25 protein-coding genes and 2 pseudogenes are annotated in these 24609 nt (G+C 64.9%); 13 read left to right on the top strand and 14 right to left on the bottom strand.

Annotation, left to right across the window (positions count from 1 at the left end; translation table 11 throughout):
• Positions 1-18 precede the first annotated feature (18 nt).
• Positions 19-411: an SseB family protein gene (locus tag K4043_RS11730; protein WP_265309447.1), complete on the top strand. Its 393-nt coding sequence runs from the start codon at positions 19-21 to the stop codon at positions 409-411.
• Here the strand turns inward: K4043_RS11730 and K4043_RS11725 are convergent.
• The 5 genes from K4043_RS11725 to K4043_RS11705 all read right to left on the bottom strand — a co-directional run bounded on the left by K4043_RS11725 (position 312) and on the right by K4043_RS11705 (position 6515).
• Entirely contained in the window at positions 312-860 is a 549-nt protein-coding gene (locus tag K4043_RS11725; protein ID WP_265309446.1) for a hypothetical protein, read from the bottom strand. The two genes, K4043_RS11730 and K4043_RS11725, sit on opposite strands and share 100 nt — an antisense overlap.
• 137 nt (positions 861-997) lie before the next feature.
• Positions 998-4579 (bottom strand): M1 family aminopeptidase, encoded by a 3582-nt coding sequence (locus tag K4043_RS11720; protein ID WP_265309445.1) that lies wholly within the window; start codon positions 4577-4579, stop codon positions 998-1000.
• Positions 4580-4592: 13 nt separating this feature from the next.
• Positions 4593-5486 carry an ABC transporter ATP-binding protein gene (locus tag K4043_RS11715; protein ID WP_265309444.1) on the bottom strand — a complete coding sequence of 298 codons (894 nt, stop codon included), beginning with the start codon at positions 5484-5486 and terminating at the stop codon, positions 4593-4595.
• 67 nt (positions 5487-5553) lie between these two features.
• On the bottom strand, positions 5554-5970 hold the full coding sequence (locus tag K4043_RS11710; protein WP_265309443.1) for a hypothetical protein: 417 nt from the start codon (positions 5968-5970) through the stop codon (positions 5554-5556).
• Positions 5967-6515: a sigma-70 family RNA polymerase sigma factor gene (locus K4043_RS11705; protein WP_265309442.1), complete on the bottom strand. Its 549-nt coding sequence runs from the start codon at positions 6513-6515 to the stop codon at positions 5967-5969. Before K4043_RS11705 ends, K4043_RS11710 begins: the two co-directional genes overlap by 4 nt.
• Before the next feature lie 163 nt (positions 6516-6678).
• Between K4043_RS11705 and K4043_RS11700 the strand changes: the two genes are divergently transcribed.
• On the top strand, positions 6679-7005 hold the full coding sequence (locus tag K4043_RS11700) for a hypothetical protein (protein ID WP_121043262.1): 327 nt from the start codon (positions 6679-6681) through the stop codon (positions 7003-7005).
• Between the two features lie 18 nt (positions 7006-7023).
• Here the strand turns inward: K4043_RS11700 and K4043_RS11695 are convergent, their stop codons facing one another.
• On the bottom strand, positions 7024-8055 hold the full coding sequence (locus tag K4043_RS11695; RefSeq protein WP_265309441.1) for a LacI family DNA-binding transcriptional regulator: 1032 nt from the start codon (positions 8053-8055) through the stop codon (positions 7024-7026).
• A 312-nt stretch (positions 8056-8367) separates the two neighbouring features.
• Between K4043_RS11695 and K4043_RS11690 the strand changes: the two genes are divergently transcribed.
• Positions 8368-8910, top strand: coding sequence for a single-stranded DNA-binding protein (locus K4043_RS11690; RefSeq protein WP_265309440.1), 543 nt, complete (start codon positions 8368-8370; stop codon positions 8908-8910).
• Positions 8911-9153: 243 nt separating this feature from the next.
• Here the strand turns inward: K4043_RS11690 and K4043_RS11685 are convergent, their stop codons facing one another.
• Positions 9154-9387: an SOS response-associated peptidase family protein gene (locus K4043_RS11685; protein WP_241655230.1), complete on the bottom strand. Its 234-nt coding sequence runs from the start codon at positions 9385-9387 to the stop codon at positions 9154-9156.
• 110 nt (positions 9388-9497) lie between these two features.
• Between K4043_RS11685 and K4043_RS11680 the strand changes: the two genes are divergently transcribed.
• Entirely contained in the window at positions 9498-9959 is a 462-nt protein-coding gene (locus K4043_RS11680) for a VOC family protein (RefSeq protein ID WP_134832125.1), read from the top strand.
• Between the two features lie 164 nt (positions 9960-10123).
• Positions 10124-10614, top strand: a pseudogene (locus tag K4043_RS11675) (IS5 family transposase); the annotation flags it as partial.
• A 395-nt stretch (positions 10615-11009) separates the two neighbouring features.
• Here K4043_RS11675 and K4043_RS11670 read toward each other — a convergent pair.
• Positions 11010-11144: pseudogene (locus K4043_RS11670) on the bottom strand (transposase); the annotation flags it as partial.
• A 129-nt stretch (positions 11145-11273) separates the two neighbouring features.
• Positions 11274-11873, bottom strand: coding sequence for a CGNR zinc finger domain-containing protein (locus K4043_RS11665; protein ID WP_134832126.1), 600 nt, complete (start codon positions 11871-11873; stop codon positions 11274-11276).
• Positions 11874-11959: 86 nt separating this feature from the next.
• Here K4043_RS11665 and K4043_RS11660 point away from each other — a divergent pair, with 86 nt between their 5' ends.
• The 6 genes from K4043_RS11660 (at position 11960) to K4043_RS11635 (ending at position 17801) form a co-directional block, all read left to right on the top strand.
• Positions 11960-12922: an alpha/beta hydrolase gene (locus K4043_RS11660; protein ID WP_134833327.1), complete on the top strand. Its 963-nt coding sequence runs from the start codon at positions 11960-11962 to the stop codon at positions 12920-12922.
• 477 nt (positions 12923-13399) lie between these two features.
• Positions 13400-13633, top strand: a complete 234-nt coding sequence (locus tag K4043_RS11655) for a hypothetical protein (RefSeq protein ID WP_265309439.1) — start codon at positions 13400-13402, stop codon at positions 13631-13633.
• 220 nt (positions 13634-13853) lie between these two features.
• A complete protein-coding gene (locus K4043_RS11650; RefSeq protein ID WP_265309438.1) occupies positions 13854-14756 on the top strand; it encodes a TIM barrel protein in 903 nt (300 codons plus the stop codon).
• Between the two features lie 26 nt (positions 14757-14782).
• The gene (locus K4043_RS11645) at positions 14783-16468 is read left to right on the top strand and encodes a GMC family oxidoreductase (protein WP_265309437.1); all 1686 of its coding nucleotides are present in this window, start codon (positions 14783-14785) and stop codon (positions 16466-16468) included.
• On the top strand, positions 16468-17043 hold the full coding sequence (locus K4043_RS11640) for a gluconate 2-dehydrogenase subunit 3 family protein (protein WP_265309436.1): 576 nt from the start codon (positions 16468-16470) through the stop codon (positions 17041-17043). The genes K4043_RS11645 and K4043_RS11640 overlap by 1 nt, the downstream gene beginning before the upstream one ends.
• 14 nt (positions 17044-17057) lie before the next feature.
• Positions 17058-17801: a DUF1080 domain-containing protein gene (locus K4043_RS11635; protein WP_265309435.1), complete on the top strand. Its 744-nt coding sequence runs from the start codon at positions 17058-17060 to the stop codon at positions 17799-17801.
• 7 nt (positions 17802-17808) lie between these two features.
• Here K4043_RS11635 and K4043_RS11630 read toward each other — a convergent pair whose 3' ends face one another.
• Genes K4043_RS11630 through K4043_RS11610 form a run of 5 tightly spaced genes read right to left on the bottom strand, consistent with a single transcriptional unit; the run spans position 17809 to position 22443 of the window.
• Positions 17809-18087 carry a cytochrome c gene (locus K4043_RS11630; protein ID WP_265309807.1) on the bottom strand — a complete coding sequence of 93 codons (279 nt, stop codon included), beginning with the start codon at positions 18085-18087 and terminating at the stop codon, positions 17809-17811.
• A 36-nt stretch (positions 18088-18123) separates the two neighbouring features.
• Positions 18124-18990, bottom strand: a complete 867-nt coding sequence (locus tag K4043_RS11625) for a sugar phosphate isomerase/epimerase (RefSeq protein ID WP_265309434.1) — start codon at positions 18988-18990, stop codon at positions 18124-18126.
• Positions 18991-19009: 19 nt separating this feature from the next.
• Positions 19010-20134, bottom strand: a complete 1125-nt coding sequence (locus tag K4043_RS11620) for a Gfo/Idh/MocA family oxidoreductase (RefSeq protein WP_265309433.1) — start codon at positions 20132-20134, stop codon at positions 19010-19012.
• A gap of 12 nt (positions 20135-20146) precedes the next feature.
• On the bottom strand, positions 20147-21364 hold the full coding sequence (locus tag K4043_RS11615; RefSeq protein WP_265309432.1) for a nucleoside permease: 1218 nt from the start codon (positions 21362-21364) through the stop codon (positions 20147-20149).
• 26 nt (positions 21365-21390) lie between these two features.
• Positions 21391-22443 carry a sugar phosphate isomerase/epimerase family protein gene (locus tag K4043_RS11610; RefSeq protein WP_265309431.1) on the bottom strand — a complete coding sequence of 351 codons (1053 nt, stop codon included), beginning with the start codon at positions 22441-22443 and terminating at the stop codon, positions 21391-21393.
• 95 nt (positions 22444-22538) lie between these two features.
• On the opposite strand from K4043_RS11610, the gene K4043_RS11605 reads away from it, so the two are divergent.
• Both K4043_RS11605 and K4043_RS11600 read left to right on the top strand, forming a co-directional pair.
• On the top strand, positions 22539-23588 hold the full coding sequence (locus tag K4043_RS11605; protein ID WP_265309430.1) for a LacI family DNA-binding transcriptional regulator: 1050 nt from the start codon (positions 22539-22541) through the stop codon (positions 23586-23588).
• Positions 23579-24604: an AI-2E family transporter gene (locus K4043_RS11600; RefSeq protein ID WP_265309429.1), complete on the top strand. Its 1026-nt coding sequence runs from the start codon at positions 23579-23581 to the stop codon at positions 24602-24604. The genes K4043_RS11605 and K4043_RS11600 overlap by 10 nt, the downstream gene beginning before the upstream one ends.
• The last annotated feature ends 5 nt before the right edge of the window (positions 24605-24609 follow it).

Below are 24609 nucleotides of genomic sequence, written 5' to 3'. Positions count from 1 at the left end.
CCCATACCCCCGCATTCCATGAACGATGCCGCCCCCCAGACCCCGATCGAAACGCTGCTCAAGACGGCGATGGAGGGTCAGCTGCCGATCGGCCTGTTCATGAAGGCCTTCGTCGCCTCCGAGGTGGTGTTGCTCACTGGCAGCCTGGTGACGCCGGATGGCAGCGGTTTCGATCCGCTGCTGTTCGACAAGCAGGGCGTGTTGCACGTGTCGGTGTTCACCGATATGAGCCGCGTCGGTTTCCACAGCCAGCAGGCCCCCCACACCATCCGCATGCTGATGCTGGAGGTGCTAAAGCGCGTCCCCGGCGGCTACGGCGTGGTGATCAATCCGGGCACCTCGCTGGGCTTTGAAATCTCCCCGTCCGGCGTCGGCGAAATCCTCAAGGACTTCGCCGACGGCCCGCGCTGAAGGGACGGCCTGTTGCCGGTCGCATCCGTTGGGCAGATGCCATGCTGGTGATCGCGTTCCATCACACAGCGTGCAACCTGTGACGCCAGCTCGCGCGCGTCGTGCTGCTTGACGCCTGCAAGCAGGTCCTGCTCAAGAACCCGTGCTACCAGCGTTTTGAGCGAAGCCTGACTGCTGGAGATACCTGTCCCTGGCGGCAGATTACCGGCGAGGATCAGGGCGTTGGCCATCCGCACGGCGAGCGCGTCGCGTATCCACTGCGGGTTGCGTGGCGTTCCATTGGATTCATACAACAACGACAGGTAGATACCCAGTTCATTCGTGTAGAAGTCGATAGGGTTGGGTCGATCTTTGGTTCCCAGGCTGAATCCCGCCAAGGCACCCAGGAGGGTGCCGCATACCAGGCCCACCAGCAGCAGTAGTGCGTTCACCTCGAATCCCTCGATCACGTGGGCAATCATGATGGAGGGAGGAGGTCGGCCGTCCGATCAGGGGAAGACGCACATCGCCTCAGGGAGACGGCGCATTGCGCCGTCAGTGCAAGGCGCCGGTGATGCTGGCCTTCTGGCCAGCATCACCCGTTGCATTACAGCGTCACCTTCCGCCGGTTGTCAGACGACACCCGGTCGATCAGTTTGTTGTACGGATCGAAGCCCGCTTCATCCGGCTTGCCCTCGACCGTCACCGTGATGGAGGGATTGGCCTCGGTGACGTGGTGGCGCTGCAGGTACAGCGCCCTCTGATCGCGCTCCTTGCCCGACGGCGCATTGGCGAACACGCCCACCTCGATCCAGTCGTCCATCGCACCGGCGGTCTCCTTGCCGTCACCGTCGGCATAGCGCTTCTCGGCGTGCAGCTTCAAGGTGACGTCGTACTTTCCATCGGCACGCTTCTGCGCGCTCGCGGTGAGGACGCGGTTGTCGTAGAAGCTGATCTTCTCGAACAGGTCCGTTACCAGCTGCTGGCGGTCGGCCGGGGTCTCGGCGCGGATGTAGGCGAGCAGTTCGGTGGAGGTGGTGTAGGGCGGCTGCTGGAAGCCCTTGTCCTGCAGGTAGCGCTTGAGGGCGCGATTGAGGGCGACTTCGCCGATCTCCTCACGCAGCCGGTAGAACGCCAGCGAGCCCTTCCGGTAGTGGATGTACTGCTGGTTCTCCACCCGTGCCAGCGGCAGTTCCTCCACGCCTTCGCCACCACGCCCGGACAGGTACCCGTCCAGCTCGTTCTTCAGGAACTGGCGCATGTGCTGCCGCCCGTACTCCTTCTCCATCACCATCAGCGCCGAGTACTGCGACAGCGACTCGGACAGCATCGTGGCGCCCTGTACGTTGGCACCGATCACCTGGTGCGCCCACCACTGGTGTGCGATCTCATGTGCGGTGACATAGAACACGTAGTCCACCTTGTCCGGATCGCGCAGGTCGGCGATGAAACCGATCGACTCGGAGTAGGGGATCGTGTTGGCGAAGGACTGCGCGAAGCTCTGGTAGCCCGGGAACTCGATGATGCGTACCTGACGGTGCTGATAAGGCGTGAAGTTGGCTTCGTAATAGGCCAGCGATTTCTGCACCGCATCGATCATGCGGTCCACGTTGTAGCCGTGCTGGGCGTCGTAGTAGATCTCGACCGGAATACCCTTGTAGGCCGCACGCTTCACCTCCCAGCGGGCAGACAGGTAGGCGTAGAAGTTCAGCATCGGCCGGTCCATGGCATAGCTGAAGCAGCGGCGGCCGTTGACGGTCGTTTCCCGCGTCAGGTAGCCCGGTGCCAGCGCAACCTGGTCCGGCGCGGTGCAGATGGTGCTGCGGAAATCCAGCCAGTCGGCATCGTCGCTGACGTAGTTGTTGGCGCGTGCGGCCTGATCCTCCAGCTTGGGCATGCGGGTCGGCTCGCCCAGGCCGCGCTTGCGACGCTCGTTGCGGTCGGTGATCTGTACGCGCTGGTTGTAGCCGAAGGACGGCAGATCGCTGCTGTTGAAGAAGCTGCCGTTGTCGACCAGATTGGTGGGCGCCTGATGCGCGGTGATGCCGTCCGGATGCTGGTTGATGCGGAAGTGGATGCGGCGTTCCTCACCGGGCTGCAACGGCTTGGCCAGCCGGTAGATGCGATAGCCCAGATCAGCGTCGTGCATGGACAACGTTTCGCCCCCCAGGTCGACCAGGGTCAACTGCCTGTCATCGTCCATCGACACATGGATCTGATCGATGGGCGCGGCATGGGTATTGCGCACCGTCCAGTTTGCATCGATGACCATCGACTGGGTTTCCGGCGACAGGTCGATCCGGTTGTCCACCGCCACGATGCGTGGCTGCGCCAGATCACGGTAGCGCGACAGATCGCGTTCGTAGCGGGCCTGCAGGTCCAGCTGCTGATCGGGCGAGCGGAACTCGTTGCGGATGTTGGTGCTCCAGTACAGCCAGCCACCCACCCCGATGAAGGCCAACGTGGCCACCACTGCACCGAGTCCAGTCGGGCCGCGCAGGCGGCGTCCGGCCAGCCTCAGCCGCTGACGCGCACCATTGCCGACGCCGCGCACCCAGAAGGCGGAGGCGACGCACAACAGGGCCAGCAGGAACAGCGCCCAATACCCCTGGAACGCCAGCTGCCCGGGCAGGAAGTGACCGTAGCCATTCATGTCCGAGTACGGTGCGATCGGCCAACTGCCGAAGTTGTACAGGTTCTGGGTGTAATCGAGCATGCCCAGCACCGCCTGGCCGATCATCACCAGGATCAGGAGTGCATAGCCGACGAACTTGTTGTTGGTCAGCACCTGCAGCACCAGCGCCAGCCCACCCATCAGCAGATAGACCACCGAATCCAGCGCGAGCATCTTGAGATACACCAGCGGCTCGATGTGGGTGTAGCCCTTGGCCAGCTGCACGCCGATCGCGGCCAGCGCGCCGATGGCCTGGAAGCAGGCGATCACTGCCACCAGCGTGGCGAACTTGGCCAGCAGCGGCACCCAGTTGGGCACCGGCATCGCATCGGTGACGTCACTGATGCGTGCGGTGCGTTCCTTCCAGACCAGCTCGCCGGCGAAGAACAGCACGATGATGATCAGCAGCCAGCTGTAAGTGCCTTGCAGCGCGGTCAGCATTTCCGACGTGACCGGCCAGATCGGGGTGCCATACAGCGTCTGGCGGAACAGCGCACTGGGCAGGAAATTGCACAGTCCCAGTACCAGCAACACCAGGAAAGGCACGCTTCGCACCACGCCGGCCGTATCAAACCGAACCTGGTGCAGGAACTGGTGCCAGGCGGTGCCGATACCGCTGCCGGGGACCACGCGTGGCACCGTGACCTGGGCCGGGCGCAGCGACGGGGTGCTCGTTGCCGCGGCGGCTTTACGGCCCCAGCGACGACCGGCACTGCCGCTGCGCTCGGTGCGGAACAGGGCGAAGGTCGCGGCGAACAGCACTGCCGCCACACTCAGCCATAGCGCACGGTTGGCCAGCAGCTGCCCGGCCGCGGCAGGCAACCCCGTGTTGCGCTCGGCCACCGACCAGTAGCGGATGGTCCGTGACAGCGCCCGCAGGCCGAGCGGCTCGCTCAGCACTGCAATCCAGGTGTTATCGATATCGCTGAGCAGTGCCGCGCTGACGCCGTACAGCACGAAGTAGGCGATCACGCCGATGTAGACCCACAGGATCGAGCGCGTGGTGGCCGCCAGCAAGGCCAGCAGGGCAGTGGTGAAGATCAGGTTCGGAATCACGATGACGCCGAATGCCCAGACGTAGCTGTACAGCGAGACCGGGCCCATGCGGGCCGGATCGACCCAGGGCATGAACGGCCCCAGCGCCATGCCGGCGGCGATGATCACGTACACCAGCAGCCCGCTGACCAGCGCGGCGCCGATGCGTCCGGCCAGGTAATCGCGGCGTTTGATCGGGCTGGCGAAGATCAATTCGGCGGTGCCGAGATCGAAGTCGCGCAGCAGCGCATTGCTGACGAACAGCGTGGAGACCAGCATGCCGAGCAGGGTGAAGATGCCCAGCATCGAAGCGATGACGGTCGGTGCATTGCTGTGCACGTTGCCGGTGCCACCGCCGATCTGTATCGCGTCGGACGACGCGGCACCGAAGGCCATCAGGGCGAACAGGCCCGCCAGCAGCCACAGCAGCGGGGAACGGAGCTGCTCGCGCAGCTCAAAGCGGAAGAAGGCAGCGATCATGGGCGGGCTCCGGTCAGGCGGCCCGCGACTGCAGGCGCAGTCGCTGGAAATAGACATCTTCCAGATCGGGAGCCACGGCTGCGAAGCCGTCGCCGGGGTCGGTCGCGCTGTGTACGTGGATCACCGGCCGGCCACCGACCAGGCGCGTGGACAGCACCACATGGTTGGCCTCATAGGCGGGCAGTTCGGCAACGTCCACCTGTTTGCGCCAGACCTGGTGCTGCAGCGCATCGATCGCATCGCTGGGTTTGCCGGTCAGCAGCACCTGTCCCTTGTTCATGATGGCCATGTTCGGGCACAGGTCGGTGACATCTTCGACGATGTGCGTGGACAGGATCACCGCCACGTTCTCGCCGATCGCCGCGAGCAGGTTGAGGAAGCGGTTGCGCTCTTCCGGATCCAGGCCAGCGGTGGGCTCATCGACGATCACCAGGCGCGGATCGCCGAGCAGCGCCTGCGCGATGCCGAAGCGCTGGCGCATGCCGCCGGAGTAAGTGCCGAGCTTGCGCTTGCGCGCATCCCACAGGTTGACCTGCTGCAGCAGCGCCTCGACCACCTCACGGCGTTGGCCCTTCTGGGTGATGCCCTTGAGCACCGCGAAATGATTGAGCAGGTCCAGCGCGCTGACCTTGGGGTACACGCCGAAGTCCTGCGGCAGGTAGCCCAGCCGGCGCCGTACCGCATCCTTGTCGCGCAGCACGTCGATGGCCGCCTCACCGGGAATCGAGAGCGTCGCCGAGCCGCTGTCGGCCTCCTGCAGCGTGGACAGCGTGCGCATCAGCGAGGACTTGCCGGCGCCGTTGGGCCCAAGCAGACCGAACATGCCGCGGGGCACATCGAGCGTCACACCGGCGAGGGCATGGACACCATTGGCGTACGTTTTGGACAGCGCGCGGATCTCAAGCATGTGGCGACTTCCCCTGGGAGATAGCTCGGTTATCCCCCCTATTCAGGTAAGCTGCATCCGCCGTAAGTCATGGGTGCTTCTGGACACGTGTGCGCCAGTGACCGGCCAGCCATGACACGCCCATGCAGCCTGCGACCACCAGCAGCCAGCCGGATGCCGTTGGCCCCGCGCTCTGCTTGATCGCGCCCCACCACGCCGGGCCGAACATCGCCCCGATGACCAGGACGGCGAGGGCCAACAAGGCAAGCAAGACCCGCGACACCCAGCGTTCGATACCGGCGTCATGCCGGGCAATGCGCAGCGTGACATCACGGGCGAAGCGCATCGGCGGCCCACTTTGCGGGGCCGAAGCGATCGCCTGGGCGATGCGCAGGTAGTTCGTGGCGTCCGGCGCAGCGCGCTGGCCGCTGAGCGCGGCGCGCAGCGCATCCTCCTGGGCCTGCCATTCCTCGGGATCGATGCGGGGATCGTCTGCGTTGCTCATGCGGGCACTCCAATGCGGGATTCAAGCAGTTCGCGCAACTGCTTGCGGCTGCGGAACAGGTGGCTCTTGATGGTGCCTTCGGCCAGCTCGGTCAGGGCGGCGATCTCGGCGATGGAGATCTCCTCCAGGTGATAAAGCGTGAGCAGGGTGCGCTGCAGGGGCGGCAGGGCGTCGATCGCCGCATGCAGGTGCGCGTTGATGTCCTGCTCGCTGGCACGTGCTTCCAGATCGATGCCATCGCCGATCTGTTCGATCAATGCGGTGCCTTCCTCGCCCATGTTGTTCTCCACCAGCGGAATGCGGCGCCGTTCCAGGTGGCGCTTGGCGATCGAATAGGCGACCTGCGCCACCCATGATTTCAACGCGCTTTCGCCGCGGTACTGATGCAGCGTCTGATGGATGCGCAGGAAGGCTTCCTGGCACAGCTCGCGGGTGTCGTCGGGGTGGCGGACCATGCGGTCGACCACACGCCAGCACAGTCCCTGATACTCGCGCACCAGCTGCTCGAACGCGCCGGGCTGCCGCGACAGAATCGCTGCGACCAATGCACGGTCGGCGTCGAGACAGTCGGCAGGGGAGGGCGGCGGCGTATGCATCACCATAGGGATACGTCGAGTGCGGCATCGGTTGCAACCACCTTGCTTGCAACCGTTCTTGCCCTGGCCGTATCTCAGTGGACAAGCCCCTCCTCAACGGAACGAACGCATCATGGATTACAACCTGATTCTCCCCGTCGTCCTGATCCTCGGCATCGTGTATGCCATCAAGAGCGTGGTCGATGGCCACACCCGCCGCCGGATCGTTGAAGCCCGCGGCTCGGAAGAACTGGTGCGCTCACTGCTGGCCGGCGATACCACCAAACGTCGGCTGGCCTCGCTGCATTGGGGCTGCGTGTTGCTGACCCTGGCGCTGGCATTCGGCCTGGTCGATCTGCTCGGCATCGACCGGGTCACGCCTGGCGCGATCGCGCTGCTGCTCGGTGCGACCGGGCTGGGCAACGTGGTGTATTTCGTGCTGGATCGTCGCCTGAAGTAATGCCCGCGTGCGCGTCGCTCAGCTGCGCAGCGAGGAGTCCCGCAGCACCTGCTTCACCGCGATGCTCTGGCCTTCCACCGGCTGGCCCTCGATCAGTGCCAGCAGCTTTTCCACCAGCAGGTGCCCGGCCTGCTTGGTGTCCTGCTGCACGGTGGACAGCGGCGGGGAGACCGAGGCGGCCAGCGGGATGTCGTCGAAGCCGGTGACCGCCACATCCTCGGGCACGCGCAGGCCATGCTCGCGCAGGGCGCGCATCGCACCGATCGCGATCAGGTCGCTGGCCGCGCACAGGCCGTCGATACGCTCGCCGCGCGCCAACAATGCCTGGCAGGCATCGAAGCCGGACTGCTCGGTCGTGATCGCATCGTGCTGCAGTGAGGGCTCGGCGGTCAGGCCGCGCGCGTGCATCGCCTCGACGTGGCCGCGGTAGCGCTGCTCGAACTCGGGATAGTGGCTGGAGGCATGGCCGACGAAGGCGATCCGGCGGCAGCCCTGGTCGAGCAGGTGCGCGGTGATGTCGAACCCGCCCTGGAAATTGTCGCTGCCGATCGAGACACCGGGCTGATCGGGCAGGGAAGCGCCCCAGCGCACGAAGTGGGTGCCTTGCTCGACCAGCCGCTGCAGCCGCTCGCGCGACTCGTGGTAGTCGCCATAGCCCAGCAGGATGATGCCGTCGGCCTTGTTGCTGTCCTCGTAATCCGCCTGCCAGTCGGTGGACAGCTGCTGGAAGGAGACCAGCAGGTCGTAACCGCGCAGCGCGCAGGCCCGGGTGATCGAGCCCAGCATGGCGTGGAAGAACGGGTTGATCAGCGAGTCGTCATTGGTGGGGTCTTCGAAGAACAGCAGGGCCAGCGTGCCGGCATTGCGCAGGCGCAGGCTGGAGGCGTTCTTGTCGACCTTGTAGTTCAGCTCACGGGCAATGGCCAGGATCCGCTGCCGGGTCTCGGCGTTGACCATCGGGCTGCCGCGCAGCGCCCGCGACACCGTGGGCTGGGAGACGCCGGCCAAGTGGGCGATATCGAGGGAGGTGGCTTTGCCGCGGATGGTCATTTCAGCAGGGGGTGAGGCAGTGAAGGGACATCATGCCATGCGCCGCCGGGGCTGGACCTGTCGCCGGGCTGGTCAGGCTGGCCGGGGCCTGGCGGCAGTCGGCGTAACGGTTGTCACCCTTGCCACGTATGGCTCGAGCAGGTTTCCGGTCGCTGCCGGCCGGAATTCCGACAGGGTCGGGGACGGCGGCGATGATAAGATGGTGCAATCTGGATCCCCCCAATTTTCCCAAGGGCGGCCCGGCAGATCTGCACCCCGCTCGGGGCTGTGATATGACTGGGGCCTGCCCTCGGACAACGGAAGAGCAACCCTATGGCGCGCGGCATCAATAAAGTCATCCTGGTCGGCAACCTCGGCAACGACCCGGACGTGAAGTACACCCAGGGCGGTATGGCGATCACCCGCATCAGCCTGGCCACCACCAGCGTCCGCAAGGACAAGGATGGCAACCAGCAGGAGCGTACTGAATGGCACCGCGTGGTGTTCTTCGGCAAGCTCGGCGAAATCGCCGGTGAATACCTGCGCAAGGGCAGCTCGGTCTACGTCGAAGGCAGCCTGCGTTACGACAAGTACACCGGTCAGGATGGCGTGGAGAAGTACTCCACCGACATCATCGCCGATGAGATGCAGATGCTCGGCGGCCGTGAAGGCGGCGGTGGCGGTGGCGGTGGCGGCGGCGAACGTCCGCAGCGCCAGCAGGCCCCGCGCCAGGAGTACGGCGGTGGTGGTGGTGGTGGCGGTGGTGGTCAGCGCGGCGGCGGCGGTGGCTACGGTCAGCAGCGCCCGCAGCAGCAGGCGCCGCAGCAGTCGGCGCCGCCGATGGACGACTTCGCCGATGACGACATCCCGTTCTAATTTTTAGCACTTCCTTCATACAAAAAAAGCCCCAGTAAGTCATTGTACTTACTGGGGTTTTCTTGTTTACGCATGGATTTCTGCATCCTGCTAGTCTGAGGCCAATCTTCTACTAGTAGAGGATGTAAACGATGAGGCCGGCATTTCGCGTTCGGATCGTCTTGTTCGCCTCTGGCGACACTTTCCGGTACTGCTGGATGAGCATGGGTGCCCGCTCTTTCGCCCCACCGTGTTTGCGCTTACTCAGGTTCGGGGTAGGAATCTTTCAACTAACACGATCAGCAACGTGCTGCGTGCGATTGAAGTGGGGGGCTCGCTGGCCAGCAGAATCGCCACGGCGTCGTCGGGCTCGGCGGCCATCCAGTCGTCGACCTGGCCAGGCTGCAGCCACGCCGGCATCCGGTCGTGGATATCGGCTGACACGCCGCTGCTGTCGCCGGTGATGATGGTGAAGGTGCCGAGGCCGCCTTTGCGCATTCACTTGACCGAACAAGCCGCGCCACCTAGATTTCCTGATGAAACCAACTATCTCGCCGTAACCCCAAAGACGGCCTACATGCCGAGTCGGCCCCTATGATCATGCAGCCATGACTAAGACGACGCACCTCGTTGGCGTTGATCACGCCGGCTTTACGGTTTCCTCCTTGGACGAATCCATCCACTTTTGGACCCAGGCACTGGGTTTCGAGCTGCAACGCCAATCGGAGATGGGTGGCGATTTCCTGTATCAGGTTACAGGCGTTGATGATCCGAACGTGCGCACGGCAATCGTCTTGGCGCCGAATGGGTTCATGGTTGAGCTGCTGCAGTACTCTGGAGGTCGCCAGCATGGAGCCGCGCCGGAGAGTGCCGGCGCGATCGGAGCTGCACACCTGGCTTTGACCGTGGAGGATATTCACTCCGCCATCGCCCGTGTAGAGGCTGCGGGATGGAAGGCGAAGGGCAGTCCACAACCAATTCCAGGCGGTCCACGCAAGGGGACACTAGCGGCCTACGTCTCCGGCCCCGATCACATCACAATCGAGTTCATGCAGCCGCCAAGCAGGTGATGGGCGTGCAGAGGAAAGTGAACTGGCATCACTGCTAGGGATGGTCTGAACAAATCTGCGCGAAATCCGATGGTAGTGCCGGCCGCTGGCCGGCAAGCTTGAGGTCCATCAGACCACGTTGAAGGACCCTCCATGCAGCTGACATTCGGTGGTGCCGAAGGCCTGATCCTGAAATGCACCAGACCAGGAAGGGCAATCAGTGGTACTTCGGCATGAAGGCGCACATCGGTGTGGATCAGTTTTCGGGCCTTGTGCACCATGTGACATGCATCGCTGCCAATGTAGGCGATGTCACAGTCACGCACGAACTTCTGCACGGTAACGAGGATTGCGTGCTGGGCGACAGTGGCTATACCGGGGCGGACTCGCGGCCAGAGCTACAGGACGCCAAGGCGGCGTTCTTAACCGCCAGGAAGCGGGGCAAAGTGAAGGCGATCAAGAACGCGCGCGACCGTCGGCAGCACGAGCGCTGGGAGCGTTGCAAAGCCAGCATGCGCGCGAAGGTGGACACTCCTTCCGGGTGATCAAGCGCCAGTTTGGTTACACCAAGGTGCGCTATCGCGGGCTGGCAAAGAACAGCTCGCAGGTGCTGACCCTGTTTGCGCTGTCCAATCTGTGGATGACCCGCTGGCAGTTCGTGCCGGCCCAAGGATAAATCCGTCTGGAGGCGCCCAACGCGGCCTCAAAACCCTATTTCCAGCGAAATAAACCGCAGCAGGTGGGCGCGGGACGCGTTCGGCTCATGAATCCAACATCGCGGGTGATCTGCTCAGAGCATCCTTAGAGGAAATGTCGCCACCATCGCCAATCCTATGATCGAGGCTGGCTTTGTTCACGCGAGAGCTTTGCTCGAGTTCCTCTGGCTGTGCACAGCTGACGGGAACTTGGCGCAGGTCAAGCGCCGCCGGCGAGACGACATTGGCATTGAGACCTTCTCAAATGCACAGGGGCCACTTTGTTTGGTTCATCCTGACGAGGCCGTTGCAGCGTATCTAGGTCCTTGAGCCGCTTGGCGTCGGGCACGCTCATGCCGCCGAACTTGCTGCGCTACAGGTAGTACGAGGCCTCGCTAAAGCCATGCTGGCGGCAGAGGTCCTTGTTGGGCATGCCGGCCTCAGCTTCGCGTAGGAAGCCGATGATCTGCTCTTCGGAAAAGCGCTTCTTCACGTCCAATCTCCTTGTCATTGAGAATTGGACTCCAAACCGCTTCGCTACTCAATCTCGGGGGGACGTCGATCCCGCCTGCCGAAGCTGAGGCAAACTACTATCGGCAACTAGCCAGTCAAGCCGCCGCGGTGGCGGCCTGACGTAACCCTACTTGCCTCCACCGAACCCGGGGGGATTCAGTTTGCGAGACCGGAACGCCGCCACTTTCATCCGGTTCCCGCAGAGCGCCATGCTGCACCAACGGCGCTTTCGCGACTTGGTCGTGTCATGGAACAGCAGTGTGCAGTCATGCGCTTCACACTCGCGTACGTGCTGCAGGTCGCCACCGGCGAGGAGCCGGCTCAGCGCCACTGCGATGGGCTCCAGCAGGCTTTCTGCGCTGTCATCGCGGCGGCGTTCGACCACGCAAGGGCCTGCACCGTCAGTGGACGACTGCAGTTGAACGATCGGTCGGCCAGCCTCCAGCACCTTGTTCACTATCGGTGCCTGGAACGGGCGCCCTGCCCGTGCAGCCGTCAGCAGTTCGCGTGCTTCGTCGCGCAAGGCGGCGGCCAGCTCCGCCACGCCGTTCGGGATGGGGACCGCGCCTGCGTCCAGGACGCCCGCCGCGGCCAGCCAGTCGATTGCCGCCTGGTCGCCCTGAAGCACGTCCACCGGGGCCGTACTGGGGCCGTAGGCCGAGTTGATGAAGTCGAGCGCCAGATCATTGGCCACGAACAATGCGGGGGATGGAGCTGAGTCGATCATGCGTAACCCCTGTAAATGTTGTTGACAGGTTACCACCGCCGCACGTAACCTTCAAATAAACTCCAATGTGGTTACATAAAACGCTCATGACTACTTCGAATACGCTCGCCCGATTCGGCGCGACGGCTGCCCTGCTCGCCGCCACCGCCACCGCGCACGCCCAGGTCCAGTACCGCTACGAACAGGTGGGCGAGGTCAAGGTGTTCTATCGGGAGGCCGGCCCCCGTTCGGGCCCCACCGTGCTCCTGCTGCATGGGTTCGCGGCGTCGTCGTACATGTACCGGGACGTCATCGAGGCGCTGTCGGACAAATACCACGTCATCGCCCCGGACCTGCCCTCCTTCGGTTACACCGAGGCACCTGCGCGTGGCGCGTATGACTACACCTTCGACACCCTGGCCGCGACCCTGCAGCGCTTCACCGAGCAGTTGAAGCTGGAGCGCTACGCGCTGGTGGTGCACGACTACGGCGCCCCGGTGGGATGGCGTCTCGCCAGCGCGCATCCAGAGCGGATCACCGCCCTGATCTCGCAGAACGGCAACGCTTACGAGGACGGCCTGGCGAAGGGGTGGGATCCGATCCGCGCCTACTGGAACGATCCCAGTGCGCAGAACCGCGCTGCCCTGGCCGAGTTCCCCACGGCCGCTGCGATCAAATGGCAGTATCTGGAAGGCGTGCGCGACCCCAGCCTGGTGGCGCCGGATGGCTACACCCTTGAGGGGCTGCATGTATCCAGGCCCGGCAACGCGGATATCCAGCTGGACCTGCTGCTGGACTACGCCTCCAATGTGCGGCTATACCCCGCCTTCCAGGCCTACTTCCGGACGCATCAACCGCCGCTGCTTGCCGTGTGGGGGCGAAACGATCCGTACTTCCTGCCCGCCGGTGCGGAGGCGTGGAAGCGCGACATTCCCGATGCCGAAATCCACTTTTTCGATACCGGGCACTTCGCGCTGGAGACGCATGCGGACGAGATCATTCCGGTGATCCGGGAGTTTCTGGATCGGAAGGTTGGCGCGCACCGAAGCGGAGCGCAGTCGAGTCGTTGAACAACAGGAAACGCGTCGGCAGGCAGAATCCCCAGCGATCCCAAAACGTTCCGGCCGCTGCACGACGATCCAGATGATTGAGTCAATCCGACCGTCCCGTTCAGAGTTCACAAGGTGGCGTCGAACGCGTCCCGTTGGGTCGTATGCCAGCAGAAGGGAAGGGTGCGATCTGGCTTCCAGTGGATAGGGGGCAAGGATGCCAACACGTTTATCTGGTACGCGAAGTTGTTGACACTCGCGAGGCAGTAGTACGCTGGATGCATTGCATGCCAGCGCATGTGGCAGTTGTTTACCTTTTTGGTAGGCACAACCGTTCTGATTTCTGATTTTTACGGATGTAAATGAAACCCCAGTAAGCCACTGTGCTTGCTGGGGTTTTTCTTTTTTGCGCGGGAAGCTCTATTTCCGCTGGTCTGGCGCCGGTCTTCTGCTCTTGGTCGTGCACGATGGGTCTCGACTCAAGGAAGGAGTGACGGCATGCTGCTGACGGACCAGGAACTCAAGCATGTGCTCAACGTCGAGTGGGGAATGCGGTTCTGGCGCTGGTTCCGCTGGGTCCTGCTGGTCATCCTGGCAGTGGCCGCGACCGGCGGTTACACCGGCCTGATGAAGCAGGCACCGAATGCGTGGCTGATCGCCGGCGCGGTCTACCTGCTGGTCGCCTGGCCGGACTCTGCCGCGCGTACGTCTATCACTCGTTGCGCCGCATGATCGACGCCGACCCGGAGGCGCGCGAGCAGCTGCGGCAAGCGATGCATCGCCGGCGATGAGCGGGTGCCTGCGGGCGACAGCCATCACGCGCGTGGTGCCCTGCAGCATGCGTTTTCGTGCACCGCGTCTTGCAAAAAAATGATGTCCTCCTCTATGGTGCAATCGATTGCATTGCAGCGGATCGTCAGCGTTTGATACCGGTTGGGAGGCCGGAAGACGGATGTCCATCCATTCGATCAGACCGGCGCCGGTATCGGGGCCGGGGCTCACGCGGCGCGATGCACTCCGCCTGGCGGCCGCCGCGAGCCTTGGGTTGGGCGCTGCGGGCGTGCTGCCGGCGTTTGCCGCGGCCGCGCCGCTCAAAGGCAACCTGAAGCACTCCGTCGCCCGCTGGACCTTTCCGCAGCAGTCGGTCGCGCAACTGTGCAGGACAGTGAAGGACATCGGGTTCGCCGCCATTGATCTGGTCGGCCCGGAAGACTGGCCCACGCTGAAGGCCCATGGCGTGGACAGCTCGATGTGCAACGGTGCGGAGCTGGGCCTGACCAAGGGCTTTGCCGGCCGTGAGTTCCACGACCAACTGGTGGAGCGCTACACGCGGCACATCGATCTGGTCGCCGATGCCGGCTACCGCAACCTCATCTGCTTCTCGGGCAATCGCAACGGCATGGACCCCGAGGAAGGCATGGCCCATGCTGAAGCGGGGCTCAAGCGCATCCTCGGGCACGCCGAGAAACGCAACGTCGTGCTGGTGATGGAGCTGCTGAACTCCAGGGTCGATCATCCCGACTACCTGTGCGACACCTCCGCATGGGGCGTGGCGCTATGCCAGCGGCTCGGCTCGGACCACTTTGGCCTGCTCTACGACATCTATCACATGCAGATCATGGAGGGCGACATCATCGCCACCATCGGCAGGGATCACGCCTGTTTCAAGCATTACCACACCGCGGGGGTGCCGGGCCGGCACGAGATCGGAGACCAGCAGGAACTCCATTACCCCGCCATCTGTCGCGCGATCCGCGACACCGGTTTCGATGGGTATCTGGCGCAGGAATTCATGCCTGCGGCACCGGATCCCGTCGGCTCGCTGCGCGAGGCGATCCGCCTCTGCGACGTCTGAAACGATATCCACCAGGTGAGAGATCCATGGCAGACAATCATTACGACGCGATCGTCGTTGGCTCGGGAATCAGTGGCGGTTGGGCGGCGAAGGAACTGACCGAGAAGGGCCTCAAGGTGCTGATGCTGGAACGCGGCCGCAACATCGAGCACGTGAAGGACTACGTCAACGCGATGAAGGAGCCGTGGGACTTCCCGCACCGCAACCGGCCAACCCAGGCGATGAAGGCCGCCTTCCCGGTGCTGATGCGCGACTACGCGCTGGCCGAGAACCTCCAGGGCATGTGGGCCGACGAACAGGAATCGCCCTACATCGAGACCAAGCGCTTCGACTGGTTCCGCGGCTACCACGTCGGCGGACGTTCGCTGATGTGGGGCCGACAGAGCTATCGCTTCTCCGACCTGGATTTTGAGGCGAACCTCAAGGACGGCATCGCCACCGACTGGCCGATCCGCTACGCCGACATCGCACCCTGGTACGACCATGTGGAGAAGTTTGCCGGCATCGCCGGCACCCGCGAAGGGCTGGACGTGCTGCCGGACGGTCAGTTCCTGCCGCCGATCCCGCTCAATATCGTCGAGAAGGACGTGGCCGCGCGGATCAGGAAGGCCTTTGGCGGAACACGGCACATGATCCACTCGCGCACCGCCAACATCACCCAGCCATTGCCCGAGCAGGGTCGGGTCAACTGCCAGTACCGCAACAAGTGCGTCCTCGGCTGTCCCTTCGGTGCGTATTTCTCGACACAGGCGGCGACGCTGCCGGCGGCCATGAAGACGGGCAACCTGACGTTGCGGCCGTTCTCGATCGTCAAGGAAGTGCTCTATGACAAGGACCGAAAGCGTGCGCGCGGGGTGGAGGTCATCGATGCCGAGACGGGGCAGACCTATGAGTACACGGCCAAGGTCATCTTCCTCAACGCGTCCTCCTTCAACTCGACCTGGCTGCTGATGAACTCGGCCACCGATGTCTGGGACGGTGGGCTGGGCTCCTCGTCCGGCGAACTGGGCCACAACGTGATGGACCATCATTTCGGTGCGGGCGCCTCGGGCCGGGTCGATGGCTACGAGGACAAGTACTACTTCGGCCGTCGTCCCTGCGGCTTCTACATTCCCCGCTTCCGCAACGTGGCTGCGGACAAGCGACGCTACCTGCGTGGCTTCGGCTACCAGGGCGGTGCCAGCCGCACAGGATGGTCGCGCGAGATCGCCGAGCTGAATATCGGTGCCGACCTGAAAGAGGCGCTGACCGTGCCAGGTGACTGGCGCATCGGCATGACCGGCTTCGGCGAAATGCTGCCGCACCACGACAACACGATCCGCCTGGACAGTGACCGCAAGGACAAGTGGGGACTACCGGTGCTGGCGATGGATGTCTCCATGCGCGCCAACGAACTGGCGATGCGCAAAGACATGGCCGCCGATGCCGCCGAGATGCTCGAGGCCGCCGGCGTCAAGGACGTGGAGATGCATGACAATGACTACGCCCCCGGCAAGGGCATCCACGAAATGGGGACCGCGCGCATGGGGCGTGACCGCAGCACCTCCGTGCTGAACCAGCACAATCAGGTCTGGGATGCGCCCAACGTCTATGTGACCGACGGTGCCTGCATGACCTCCAGCGCCTGCGTGAATCCTTCATTGACCTACATGGCGCTGACGGCACGCGCTGCCGACCATGCCGTGCGCGAACTGAAAGCGGGGAATCTCTGATGGACCGCCGCGAACTGCTGAAGATGATCGTCGCTGCCACCGGTGCGGCCATGATCGGCCTGCCCTCACTCGGTCAGGCACAGGCTCCTGCCGCGTCGGCGAACGCCCTGTTCTCCGATGCCGATGTGGGCACGCTGGATGAGATCGCAGAGACCATCCTGCCGCGGACGAAGACGCCTGGAGCGAAGGACGCCGCCACCGGCGTGTTCATGGCGACGTTCGTCAGCGACTGCTACACCGACCGGCAGCAGGCGACGTTCCGCGCTGGGCTGGTTGACATCAACCAACGCGCCGGTGGCCGCTTCGTCTCGCTCGCGCCGCAGGCCCGCGCCGAGCTGCTGCGCGCGTTGGATACAGAGGCCAGGAAACACGCGGTCGAGGTGACCGAGACCGGCACCGCCGAGGAGGGAGAAGCGATGCCGCATTACTTCACGATGCTCAAGCAGCTGGCCATCTTCGGTTTCTTCACGTCGAAGGTTGGCGCGACCGAGGTGCTGAAGTACGTCGCGGTGCCGGGGCGCTACGACGGTGACCTCGCCTACATCCCTGGTACGCCGGCGTGGGGGACCAGCTGATGGAGCGCAACGGAATGATCACGCCTGTGCTGATCGGCGCTGCCATGCTGGTTGCCGCACCTGCGCTCGCGCAGGCCGGTGCCGACCCTGCGCGCGATCCGAAGAAGACCGAGGTCTGGACGCCGGTGCCCGCGAGCGTGGCCACGCCCCCAGGAAAGGCACCCTCCGACGCGATCGCGCTGTTCGATGGCAATGATGTGTCCGCCTGGGAGTCGGAGCGGGGCGGGCGCGTGCCTTGGCGCGTCGCCGATGGCGCTCTGACGGTGGTTCCGGGCAGCAAGGGCATTCGCACCAGGCAGCGCTTCTGCGACGTCCAGCTGCATGTCGAGTGGCGCACGCCTGTCGAAACCAAGGGCTTTGAGGGTCAGGACCGCGGCAACAGTGGCATCTTCCTGCAGGAACGCTACGAGCTGCAGGTGCTCGACAGTTACAACAATTCGACCTATGCCAACGGCCAGGCGGCCTCGCTCTACAAACAGGCCATGCCGCTGGTGAACGCCTCGCGTGCGCCGGGCGAGTGGCAGGCCTACGACATCCTCTGGAAGGCGCCGCGCTTCTCGCAGGGTGGGGGGCTCCTCTCGCCCGCGCGCATCACCGTGCTGCACAACGGTGTGCTGGTACAGGACGACACCGTGCTGGCGGGCAAGACCGAGTACATCGGCGCGCCGTCGTACGCGCCACATGGGTGCGCGCCGATCTACCTGCAGGAACACGATTCCAAGGTCAGCTACCGCAACATCTGGGTGCGGGAGCTGTAGTGGACGCCTATTTCGCCAGGTAACTGGCGAGATTGTCGATTTCCTGTGGCGACAGCTGGGAAAAGGGCGGCATCAAGCCGCCGCCCTTGCTGATCTTTTCCTTGATCTGCGCCGGCTGCAACCGCTTGGCGACATCGGTGAGTGCGGGGAACGTCGGCGGAACGCCGGCACGATTCGCGCCGTGGCAGGCCGTGCAGTGCACGGCATAGAGTTGGGCGCCAGCGGCCGGGTCGTCCTTGGACCACGCTGTGGGGGCCAGCACCGTGCCGAACAGCGTCAGGGCCAGCGTCAGGATCTTGTTCACGTGGGGCTCCTTGGCGGGCTAGCGCGGTGCGTTGGCGGGCAGCGTGGCGGTGAGGTGTTGACGCAGGTAGTCCGCGCCCGTCTTGATGACCTTGGCCGGATCACGCGGTTGGTCGTGCTCGACGATGTACCACTGCACGCCCGCCGCCGCGGCGGCAGGCAGGATCGCGTTCCAGTCCAGCACGCCCTGGCCAACGGCGGCGAAGCCGCCCTCGTCTTCGGCCTGGCCTTTGGGGGCGTTGTCCTTGGCGTGTACCGCGAACACGTGGCCACGGAATTTGCCCAGCATCACCACCGGGTCATGGCCCGCACGGGCTACCCAGGCCAGGTCCAGCTCGGTCTGCAGGTCGGGGCCGGCCGCAGCGAACAGCAGTTCCAGGCCGGTTTTGCCGTTGAAATCGACCAGCTCGAAGTCATGGTTGTGGTAAGCCAAGCGCATTCCCTGGGCTTTTGCGTGCGCCGCGATCCGGCCCAGTTCCTGGCCCAGTGCGGTCCAGCCTGCGGCATCGGTCGGCCGATCCTTCTTGTCCAGGTACGGCACCACCAGGGTGGTGTTTCCGATCGAGCGGTTGAAGGCCACCACCCCGTCCAGGTCGCTGCGCAGATCGGCCAGCTGCACGTGGGAGGAAATGGCCTTGATCGAGTAGCGGTCCAGCAGTTGCTTGAGTTCGGCGGCGCTGACGTTCTGGGTGCCGACTGTCTCCACCGCGCCGACGCCCGCGTCATGCACGATCTTCAACTGCTGGTCGAGCGTGCCGGCGTCGCGCAGCGTGTACATCTGCACTGCGATGGGCTGCTGTGGACCGGCGGGGTCGCCTGCGAAGGCAGGCAGGGCAACGAGCAGCAGCAGTGCAAGGGTGGTGGTCCTGCGCGTAGCGATGTTCATCAACACATCCTCCCGGGATTCAACCGATGGTGGTCCAGGCACGGGACCTGGCCGATGCAATCACGCGGTCGACGATCAACGCCGAACGCAGGCCGTCCTCAAAGGTGGGCAGGCCCTGTGGCCGCTCGCCGTCGATGGCGTGATAGGTGTCGGCGACGAACGCCTCGAAGCAGTGGCCGTAGCCCTGCGCATGGCCGGGCGGCAACACCGACAGCCGGCGTTGTTCGGCACTGCCGGCGCCCGGCCCACGCACGAAGGTTTCCGCGCGCTGGTCGGGTCGGCCGATCCACAGCCGTTCGGCGTCCTCCTGGTTGAACGCCACGCTGGCCTGGGCGCCGTCGATCTCGAACCAGAGGCGATTGTGGCGTCCGGCCGAGACCTGGCTGACCGTCAATGACGCCAGCGTGCCTGCGCCGGTCTTGAACATCGCCGCGGCCACATCTTCGCTGGATACGGCCTGCATCGCGCCGCCCGCCGCCGGCGTGGTGAAGCTCTGGCCGGTGAGGGCGCCGCGCTCGGCGAGCACGGTGGCGAATGCCGCACTGACGTCGACGAAGCGCTCGCCACTGACCCATTCCACCAGGTCGCACCAGTGCGAGCCGATGTCGGCGAACACGCGCGACGCGCCGCCCAGCGCCGGGTCCACGCGCCAGTTGTTGCTGGCCGGGTCCAGCAGCCAGTCCTGCAGGTAGCTGCCGTGGATCAGGTGCAGCGGGCCCAGCTCGCCCTGCGCGATGCGAGCGCGCGCCTCGCGCACCACCGGGTGGTAGCGGTAGACGAACGGCACCGTGGCGACCAGCCCGGTCGAGGTAGCCAATGCGGCCAGCGCCTGGGCGTCCTCCAGCGTGGTGGCCAGCGGCTTCTCGCAGATCACGTGCTTGCCCGCTTCCAGCGCCGCCTGCGCCATGGCGCGGTGCAGATGGTTGGGCGTGCAGACGTGCACGACTTGTACCTGCGGATCGGTGACCACCTCTTCGATGTCACGATAGGCACGCGGGACATTCCATGCCTGCGCCACGTCGCGTGCGCGATGCGGTGACGAGGCGGCCACGCCCCGGATCTCCGCACCGGACAGCAGCGCCGCGCGATGGTGTACGGCGCCGATCATGCCGGTGCCGACGATGGCAATTCCAAGCTTGGGCATCGGGTGCGGTCCTCAGGGGGTGGCAGGGGCGGCCGCAACCACCGGCCGGTCGCGGAACAGCAGCAGGAAGGCGATCAGCACGACCAGCGCGACGCCCGCCGGGAACAGCCAGATCTGCTGCCAGTCCGGGCCCGCCGCCGTGGTGTAGTGCTCCACCACCGCGCCGGACAGGAACGTGCCGATCAACATGCCCACGCCGTAGGTGGCCAGGGTGATGAATCCCTGCGCGCTGCTGCGCGCGGCGGGGCCGGCATGCGCATCGGTGTAGATCTGGCCGGTGACGAAGAAGAAGTCGTAGCAGATGCCGTGCAGCACGATGCCGATCACCAGCAGGGAGAAGCCGCTGCCTGCATCGCCGAAGGCGAACATCGCATAGCGCACTACCCACGCCGCCATGCCCACCGCCAGCATCGTCTTCACTCCCAGCCGCACGAACAGGAACGGCATGGCCAGCATCAGCAGCACTTCGGAGACCTGGCCCAGCGATTGCAGGCCGGCCGCGCCGCGCACGCCAAGATCGTTGAGGTACGGGTTGGTGAAGTTGTAGTAGAACGATAGCGGGATGCAGATGGCGATGGACGCCAGGAAGAACACCAGGTAGGAGCGCGACTTCAGCAGCCGCAGCGAATCCAGCCCCAGGATCTGCCCCAGCCCGGCATCGCGCTGTTGCGCCAGCGGCGGCGTGTGCGGCAGCGTGAACGCATACAGGCCCAGCGCCAGCGACGCCATCGCCGCCATCCGGAACGTCAGCTCGAGCCGATGCGCCTGTTCCCAGCCCAGCCAGCCGATCAGCACGCCCGCCACGATCCAGCCGACGCTGCCGGCCACCCGCACGAGCGGAAACTGCTTTTCCGGCGACTGCATGTGCCGCATCGCCACACTGTTGGCCAGTGCCAGCGTTGGCATGAACAGCAGCATGTATCCCATGACATAGACGGAGAAGGTGCTGAAGTCCGTCGCCGTGGACGCCAGCCACATCAGCACCGCGCCGGCCAGATGCAGCACCGCGAGAATGCGCTGCGCCGCGAAGTAACGATCCGCGATCAGGCCAACCAGGAAGGGCGCGACGATGGCGCCGATCGATTGGCTGAGGAACGCCGTCGCGACCTGGCTCGCACTGGCCTGCAACGGCCCCTGCACCAGGTACGTTCCCAGAGTCACGAACCACGCCCCCCAGATGAAGAACTGCAGAAACATCATCGCGCCCAAGCGCGACATGGTGTGCGTCATGGCTTGCCCTCCCAGGCAGTGATGGCTCAGATTCCCAGCATGCGGCGCAGTGATCCAGGATCGGTGCCGCTGTCGGCAAAGTCGTCGAAGGCGCGCTCGGTCACGCGGATGATGTGGTCGCGGATGAAGGCGGCCCCTTCACGCGCGCCGTCCTCCGGGTGCTTCAGGCAGCACTCCCACTCCAGCACTGCCCATCCGGGGAAGTCGTACTGCGCGAATTTCGAGAAGATCGCCTTGAAGTCGATCTGCCCATCGCCGAGCGAGCGGAACCGACCCGGACGATCGATCCAGTCCTGGTAACCGCCATACACGCCACTGCGCGCGCTGGCGTGATACTCCGCGTCCTTGACGTGGAAGATGCCGATGCGCGCGTGGTAGCGGTCGATGAAGCCGAGGTAGTCCATCTGCTGCAGCAGCAGATGGCTGGGGTCGTACAGGATCTTTGCGCGGGGGTGGTGGTCCACCACGTCCAGGAAGCGCTCGAAGGTCGCGCCGTCGTGCAGGTCCTCGCCCGGATGGATCTCGAAGCACAGGTCCACGCCGCAGGTGTCGAAGGCATCGAGGATGGGGCGCCAGCGGCGGCCGAGTTCGGCGAAGGCTTCTTCCACCAGTCCTGGCGGGCGTTGCGGCCAGGGATAGAAGTAGGGCCACGCCAGCGCGCCGGAGAACGTGGCATGCGCCGTAAGCCCCAGACGCTGGCTGGCCTTGGCGGCCAGCAGCAGCTGTTCTACCGCCCAGGCCTGGCGGGCGGCCGGATCGCCGCGCTTGTCCGGCGGTGCGAAGCCGTCGAACAGGCTGTCGTAGGCGGGATGGACGGCGACCAGCTGCCCCTGCAGGTGGGTGGACAGCTCGGTGATCTGCAGGCCATGCCCGGCCAGCATGCCGGTGACATCGTCGCAGTATGTCTGGCTGCGCGCAGCTTCGGCCAGATCGAACAGGTGGGGCGCGCTGGTAGGCACTTGTACGCCAGAATAGCCCAGCCCCGCGGCCCAGCCGGCCAGCGTGTCCAGCCGATCAAAAGGAGGTGTGTCGCCGATGAACTGCGCCAGGAACAGCGCTGGACCCTTGAGCGTTTTCAAGAGGATTCGCCCTCGATGCAATCGATTGCATTATCCTAGCAGGGGCATTCGAAAGACCCGTTGTGCACTGCACAGCGGAAGGAAAAGGTAACCCCATGGCCACCATCTACGACATTGCAAAGCACGTCGGCGTCTCGGCCGGCACGGTGTCGCGGGCGCTGTCCCGGCCGGAGAAAGTGCTGCCCGCCACGCGCGCGCGCATCGAGCAGGCGGCCGCCGCGCTGGGCTATGTCCCCAACACGGTTGCCCGGACACTCAAGACCCAGCGCAGCGGCAAGATCCTGGTCACCGTGCCGGACATCGCCAACCCGTTCTTCGCCCAGATCCTGCAGGGCGCGGAGGACGCGGCGCAGGCCGTTGGCTACGCCGTCCTGCTGGGCGATACCCAGAACCTGCCCGAGCGCGAGGAGCGCTATGCGCAGATGCTCAGGCGCAACGAGGCCGACGGTCTGATCGTGCTGGGCCATCGCCTGCCGCCCACGGCACGCACGATCATCCAGCAGCATGGGGCTGCCGCGCCGGTGGTCAACGGTTGCGAGTTCGATCCCGCGCTGGGCATTCCCAGCGTCCATATCGACAACGCGGCTGCCGCGCGCGCCGTGATGGAACACCTGTACGGGCTGGGGCACGAGCAGATCGCCGTGGTTGGTGGGCCGCCGGACAATCCCCTGCACCAGCAACGGCTGGAAGGGGTTCGCGCCGCCGCCAAGGCGCGTGGTCGCCTGCGTCACCTGTGCGTTGTGCCGGGTGACTTCTCGGTGGAATCCGGCCATGCGGCCGGGATGGAACTGCTGGCCCGCGCGTCGGTGCCGACCGCGGTGTTCTGCTTCAGCGACCAGATGGCACTGGGTGTCCTGGCGGCCTGCCGGGATCTGGGCATCCGGGTGCCGGGTGATCTTTCCGTCGTCGGCTTCGACGACCTGGCATCGTCGCGTTACCTCACGCCTCCGCTGACGACCATCCGGCAACCGATGCGGGAGATCGGTGCCCGCGCGGTCAACCTGCTGCTCGCCATCATCGAACGTGTCGATGTGCCGCTCCAGCAGACGCTGGATTTCAGTTTGATGCTGCGGGGCTCGACTGCAGCGCCCGCGCCGCATCCACTACCATGGACCACCCGTCAGGATGCGCCCGCATGTCCATAGTGATCCCCGCGTTGCCCAAGCCGCCCACCGCCCGCATCGCGGCCTGGGTGCTGATGCTGCTGGGCATGTGGCTGACCTTGAAACTCGGGCTGGTGGTGACCCTGCTGTCGGGCCTGCTGGTGTTCCACCTGACCCACCTGCTGGCCTCCACCGTCGAAGGCAAGCTGCCGCCGGGGCGCGCACGGGCCTATTCGGTGATCGTGCTGTCGGCGTTGATCATCGGCGCGCTGACCCTGGCGGCGATCGGCATCGCTTCGTTCTTCCGCAACGAGACCGGTGGCCCGGATGCGCTGCTGATGCGCCTGATGGACATCCTCAACACCTCCCGCCACCAGGTGCCGGACCTGCTGCAGCCCTATATCCCGGAAGACCTGCAGGCGCTGCGCACGGCGATGAACGACTGGGCGGCGACGCACCGCCAGCAGCTCGGCATCGCCGGCACGTCGGCCGTGCAGATCAGCGTGCGGATCCTGATCGGCATGGTGCTGGGGGCGATGATCGCGCTCTACGACGAGTTGCCCTTGCCCAAGATGGGGCCGCTGGCGCAGGAGCTGATCGGCCGCACCAGCCGCATGGCCACGGCGTTCCGGCAGGTCGTGTTTGCACAAGTGAAGATCTCGCTGCTCAATACGCTGTTCACCGCCATCTTCCTGCTCGGGGTGCTGCCGCTGTTCGGTGTGCATCTGCCGCTGTCCAAGACGCTGGTCCTGATCACCTTCCTCGCCGGCCTGCTGCCGGTGGTGGGCAACATCATCTCCAATACTGTCATCACCATCGTCGCGCTGTCGGTGTCGTTCTACGTGGCCGTGGTCGCGCTGCTGTACCTGGTGGTCATCCACAAGCTGGAGTATTTCCTCAACGCGCGCATCGTCGGAGGGGAGATCCAGGCACGTGCGTGGGAACTGCTGCTCGCCATGCTGGTGATGGAAGCCGCGTTCGGGCTGCCAGGGCTGGTCGCGGCGCCCGTGTTCTATGCCTATATCAAGCGCGAGCTACTGGACCAGCGCTGGATCTGAGGGCC

Origin of the sequence: Stenotrophomonas sp. SRS1, assembly GCF_026130205.1 — a bacterium.
Lineage (GTDB): Bacteria > Pseudomonadota > Gammaproteobacteria > Xanthomonadales > Xanthomonadaceae > Stenotrophomonas > Stenotrophomonas rhizophila_B.
The sequence above is the reverse complement of the archived record's forward strand: the minus strand, read 5'-3'. Positions and strand labels throughout refer to the sequence as shown.

Bases quoted from the DNA above. Each gene is read 5' to 3' on its own strand.
- K4043_RS11605 (WP_265309430.1), top strand. From the start codon at position 22,539: ATGGCCACCATCTACGACATTGCAAAGCACGTCGGCGTCTCGGCCGGC.
- K4043_RS11640 (WP_265309436.1), top strand. From the start codon at position 16,468: ATGGACCGCCGCGAACTGCTGAAGATGATCGTCGCTGCCACCGGTGCG.
- K4043_RS11690 (WP_265309440.1), top strand. From the start codon at position 8,368: ATGGCGCGCGGCATCAATAAAGTCATCCTGGTCGGCAACCTCGGCAAC.
- K4043_RS11715 (WP_265309444.1), bottom strand. From the start codon at position 5,486: ATGCTTGAGATCCGCGCGCTGTCCAAAACGTACGCCAATGGTGTCCAT.
- K4043_RS11680 (WP_134832125.1), top strand. From the start codon at position 9,498: ATGACTAAGACGACGCACCTCGTTGGCGTTGATCACGCCGGCTTTACG.
- K4043_RS11600 (WP_265309429.1), top strand. From the start codon at position 23,579: ATGTCCATAGTGATCCCCGCGTTGCCCAAGCCGCCCACCGCCCGCATC.
- K4043_RS11685 (WP_241655230.1), bottom strand. From the start codon at position 9,387: ATGCGCAAAGGCGGCCTCGGCACCTTCACCATCATCACCGGCGACAGC.
- K4043_RS11650 (WP_265309438.1), top strand. From the start codon at position 13,854: ATGTCCATCCATTCGATCAGACCGGCGCCGGTATCGGGGCCGGGGCTC.
- K4043_RS11625 (WP_265309434.1), bottom strand. From the start codon at position 18,990: ATGAACATCGCTACGCGCAGGACCACCACCCTTGCACTGCTGCTGCTC.
- K4043_RS11615 (WP_265309432.1), bottom strand. From the start codon at position 21,364: ATGACGCACACCATGTCGCGCTTGGGCGCGATGATGTTTCTGCAGTTC.
- K4043_RS11655 (WP_265309439.1), top strand. From the start codon at position 13,400: ATGCTGCTGACGGACCAGGAACTCAAGCATGTGCTCAACGTCGAGTGG.
- K4043_RS11660 (WP_134833327.1), top strand. From the start codon at position 11,960: ATGACTACTTCGAATACGCTCGCCCGATTCGGCGCGACGGCTGCCCTG.
- K4043_RS11620 (WP_265309433.1), bottom strand. From the start codon at position 20,134: ATGCCCAAGCTTGGAATTGCCATCGTCGGCACCGGCATGATCGGCGCC.
- K4043_RS11635 (WP_265309435.1), top strand. From the start codon at position 17,058: ATGATCACGCCTGTGCTGATCGGCGCTGCCATGCTGGTTGCCGCACCT.
- K4043_RS11645 (WP_265309437.1), top strand. From the start codon at position 14,783: ATGGCAGACAATCATTACGACGCGATCGTCGTTGGCTCGGGAATCAGT.
- K4043_RS11710 (WP_265309443.1), bottom strand. From the start codon at position 5,970: ATGAGCAACGCAGACGATCCCCGCATCGATCCCGAGGAATGGCAGGCC.
- K4043_RS11700 (WP_121043262.1), top strand. From the start codon at position 6,679: ATGGATTACAACCTGATTCTCCCCGTCGTCCTGATCCTCGGCATCGTG.
- K4043_RS11720 (WP_265309445.1), bottom strand. From the start codon at position 4,579: ATGATCGCTGCCTTCTTCCGCTTTGAGCTGCGCGAGCAGCTCCGTTCC.
- K4043_RS11665 (WP_134832126.1), bottom strand. From the start codon at position 11,873: ATGATCGACTCAGCTCCATCCCCCGCATTGTTCGTGGCCAATGATCTG.
- K4043_RS11730 (WP_265309447.1), top strand. From the start codon at position 19: ATGAACGATGCCGCCCCCCAGACCCCGATCGAAACGCTGCTCAAGACG.
- K4043_RS11695 (WP_265309441.1), bottom strand. From the start codon at position 8,055: ATGACCATCCGCGGCAAAGCCACCTCCCTCGATATCGCCCACTTGGCC.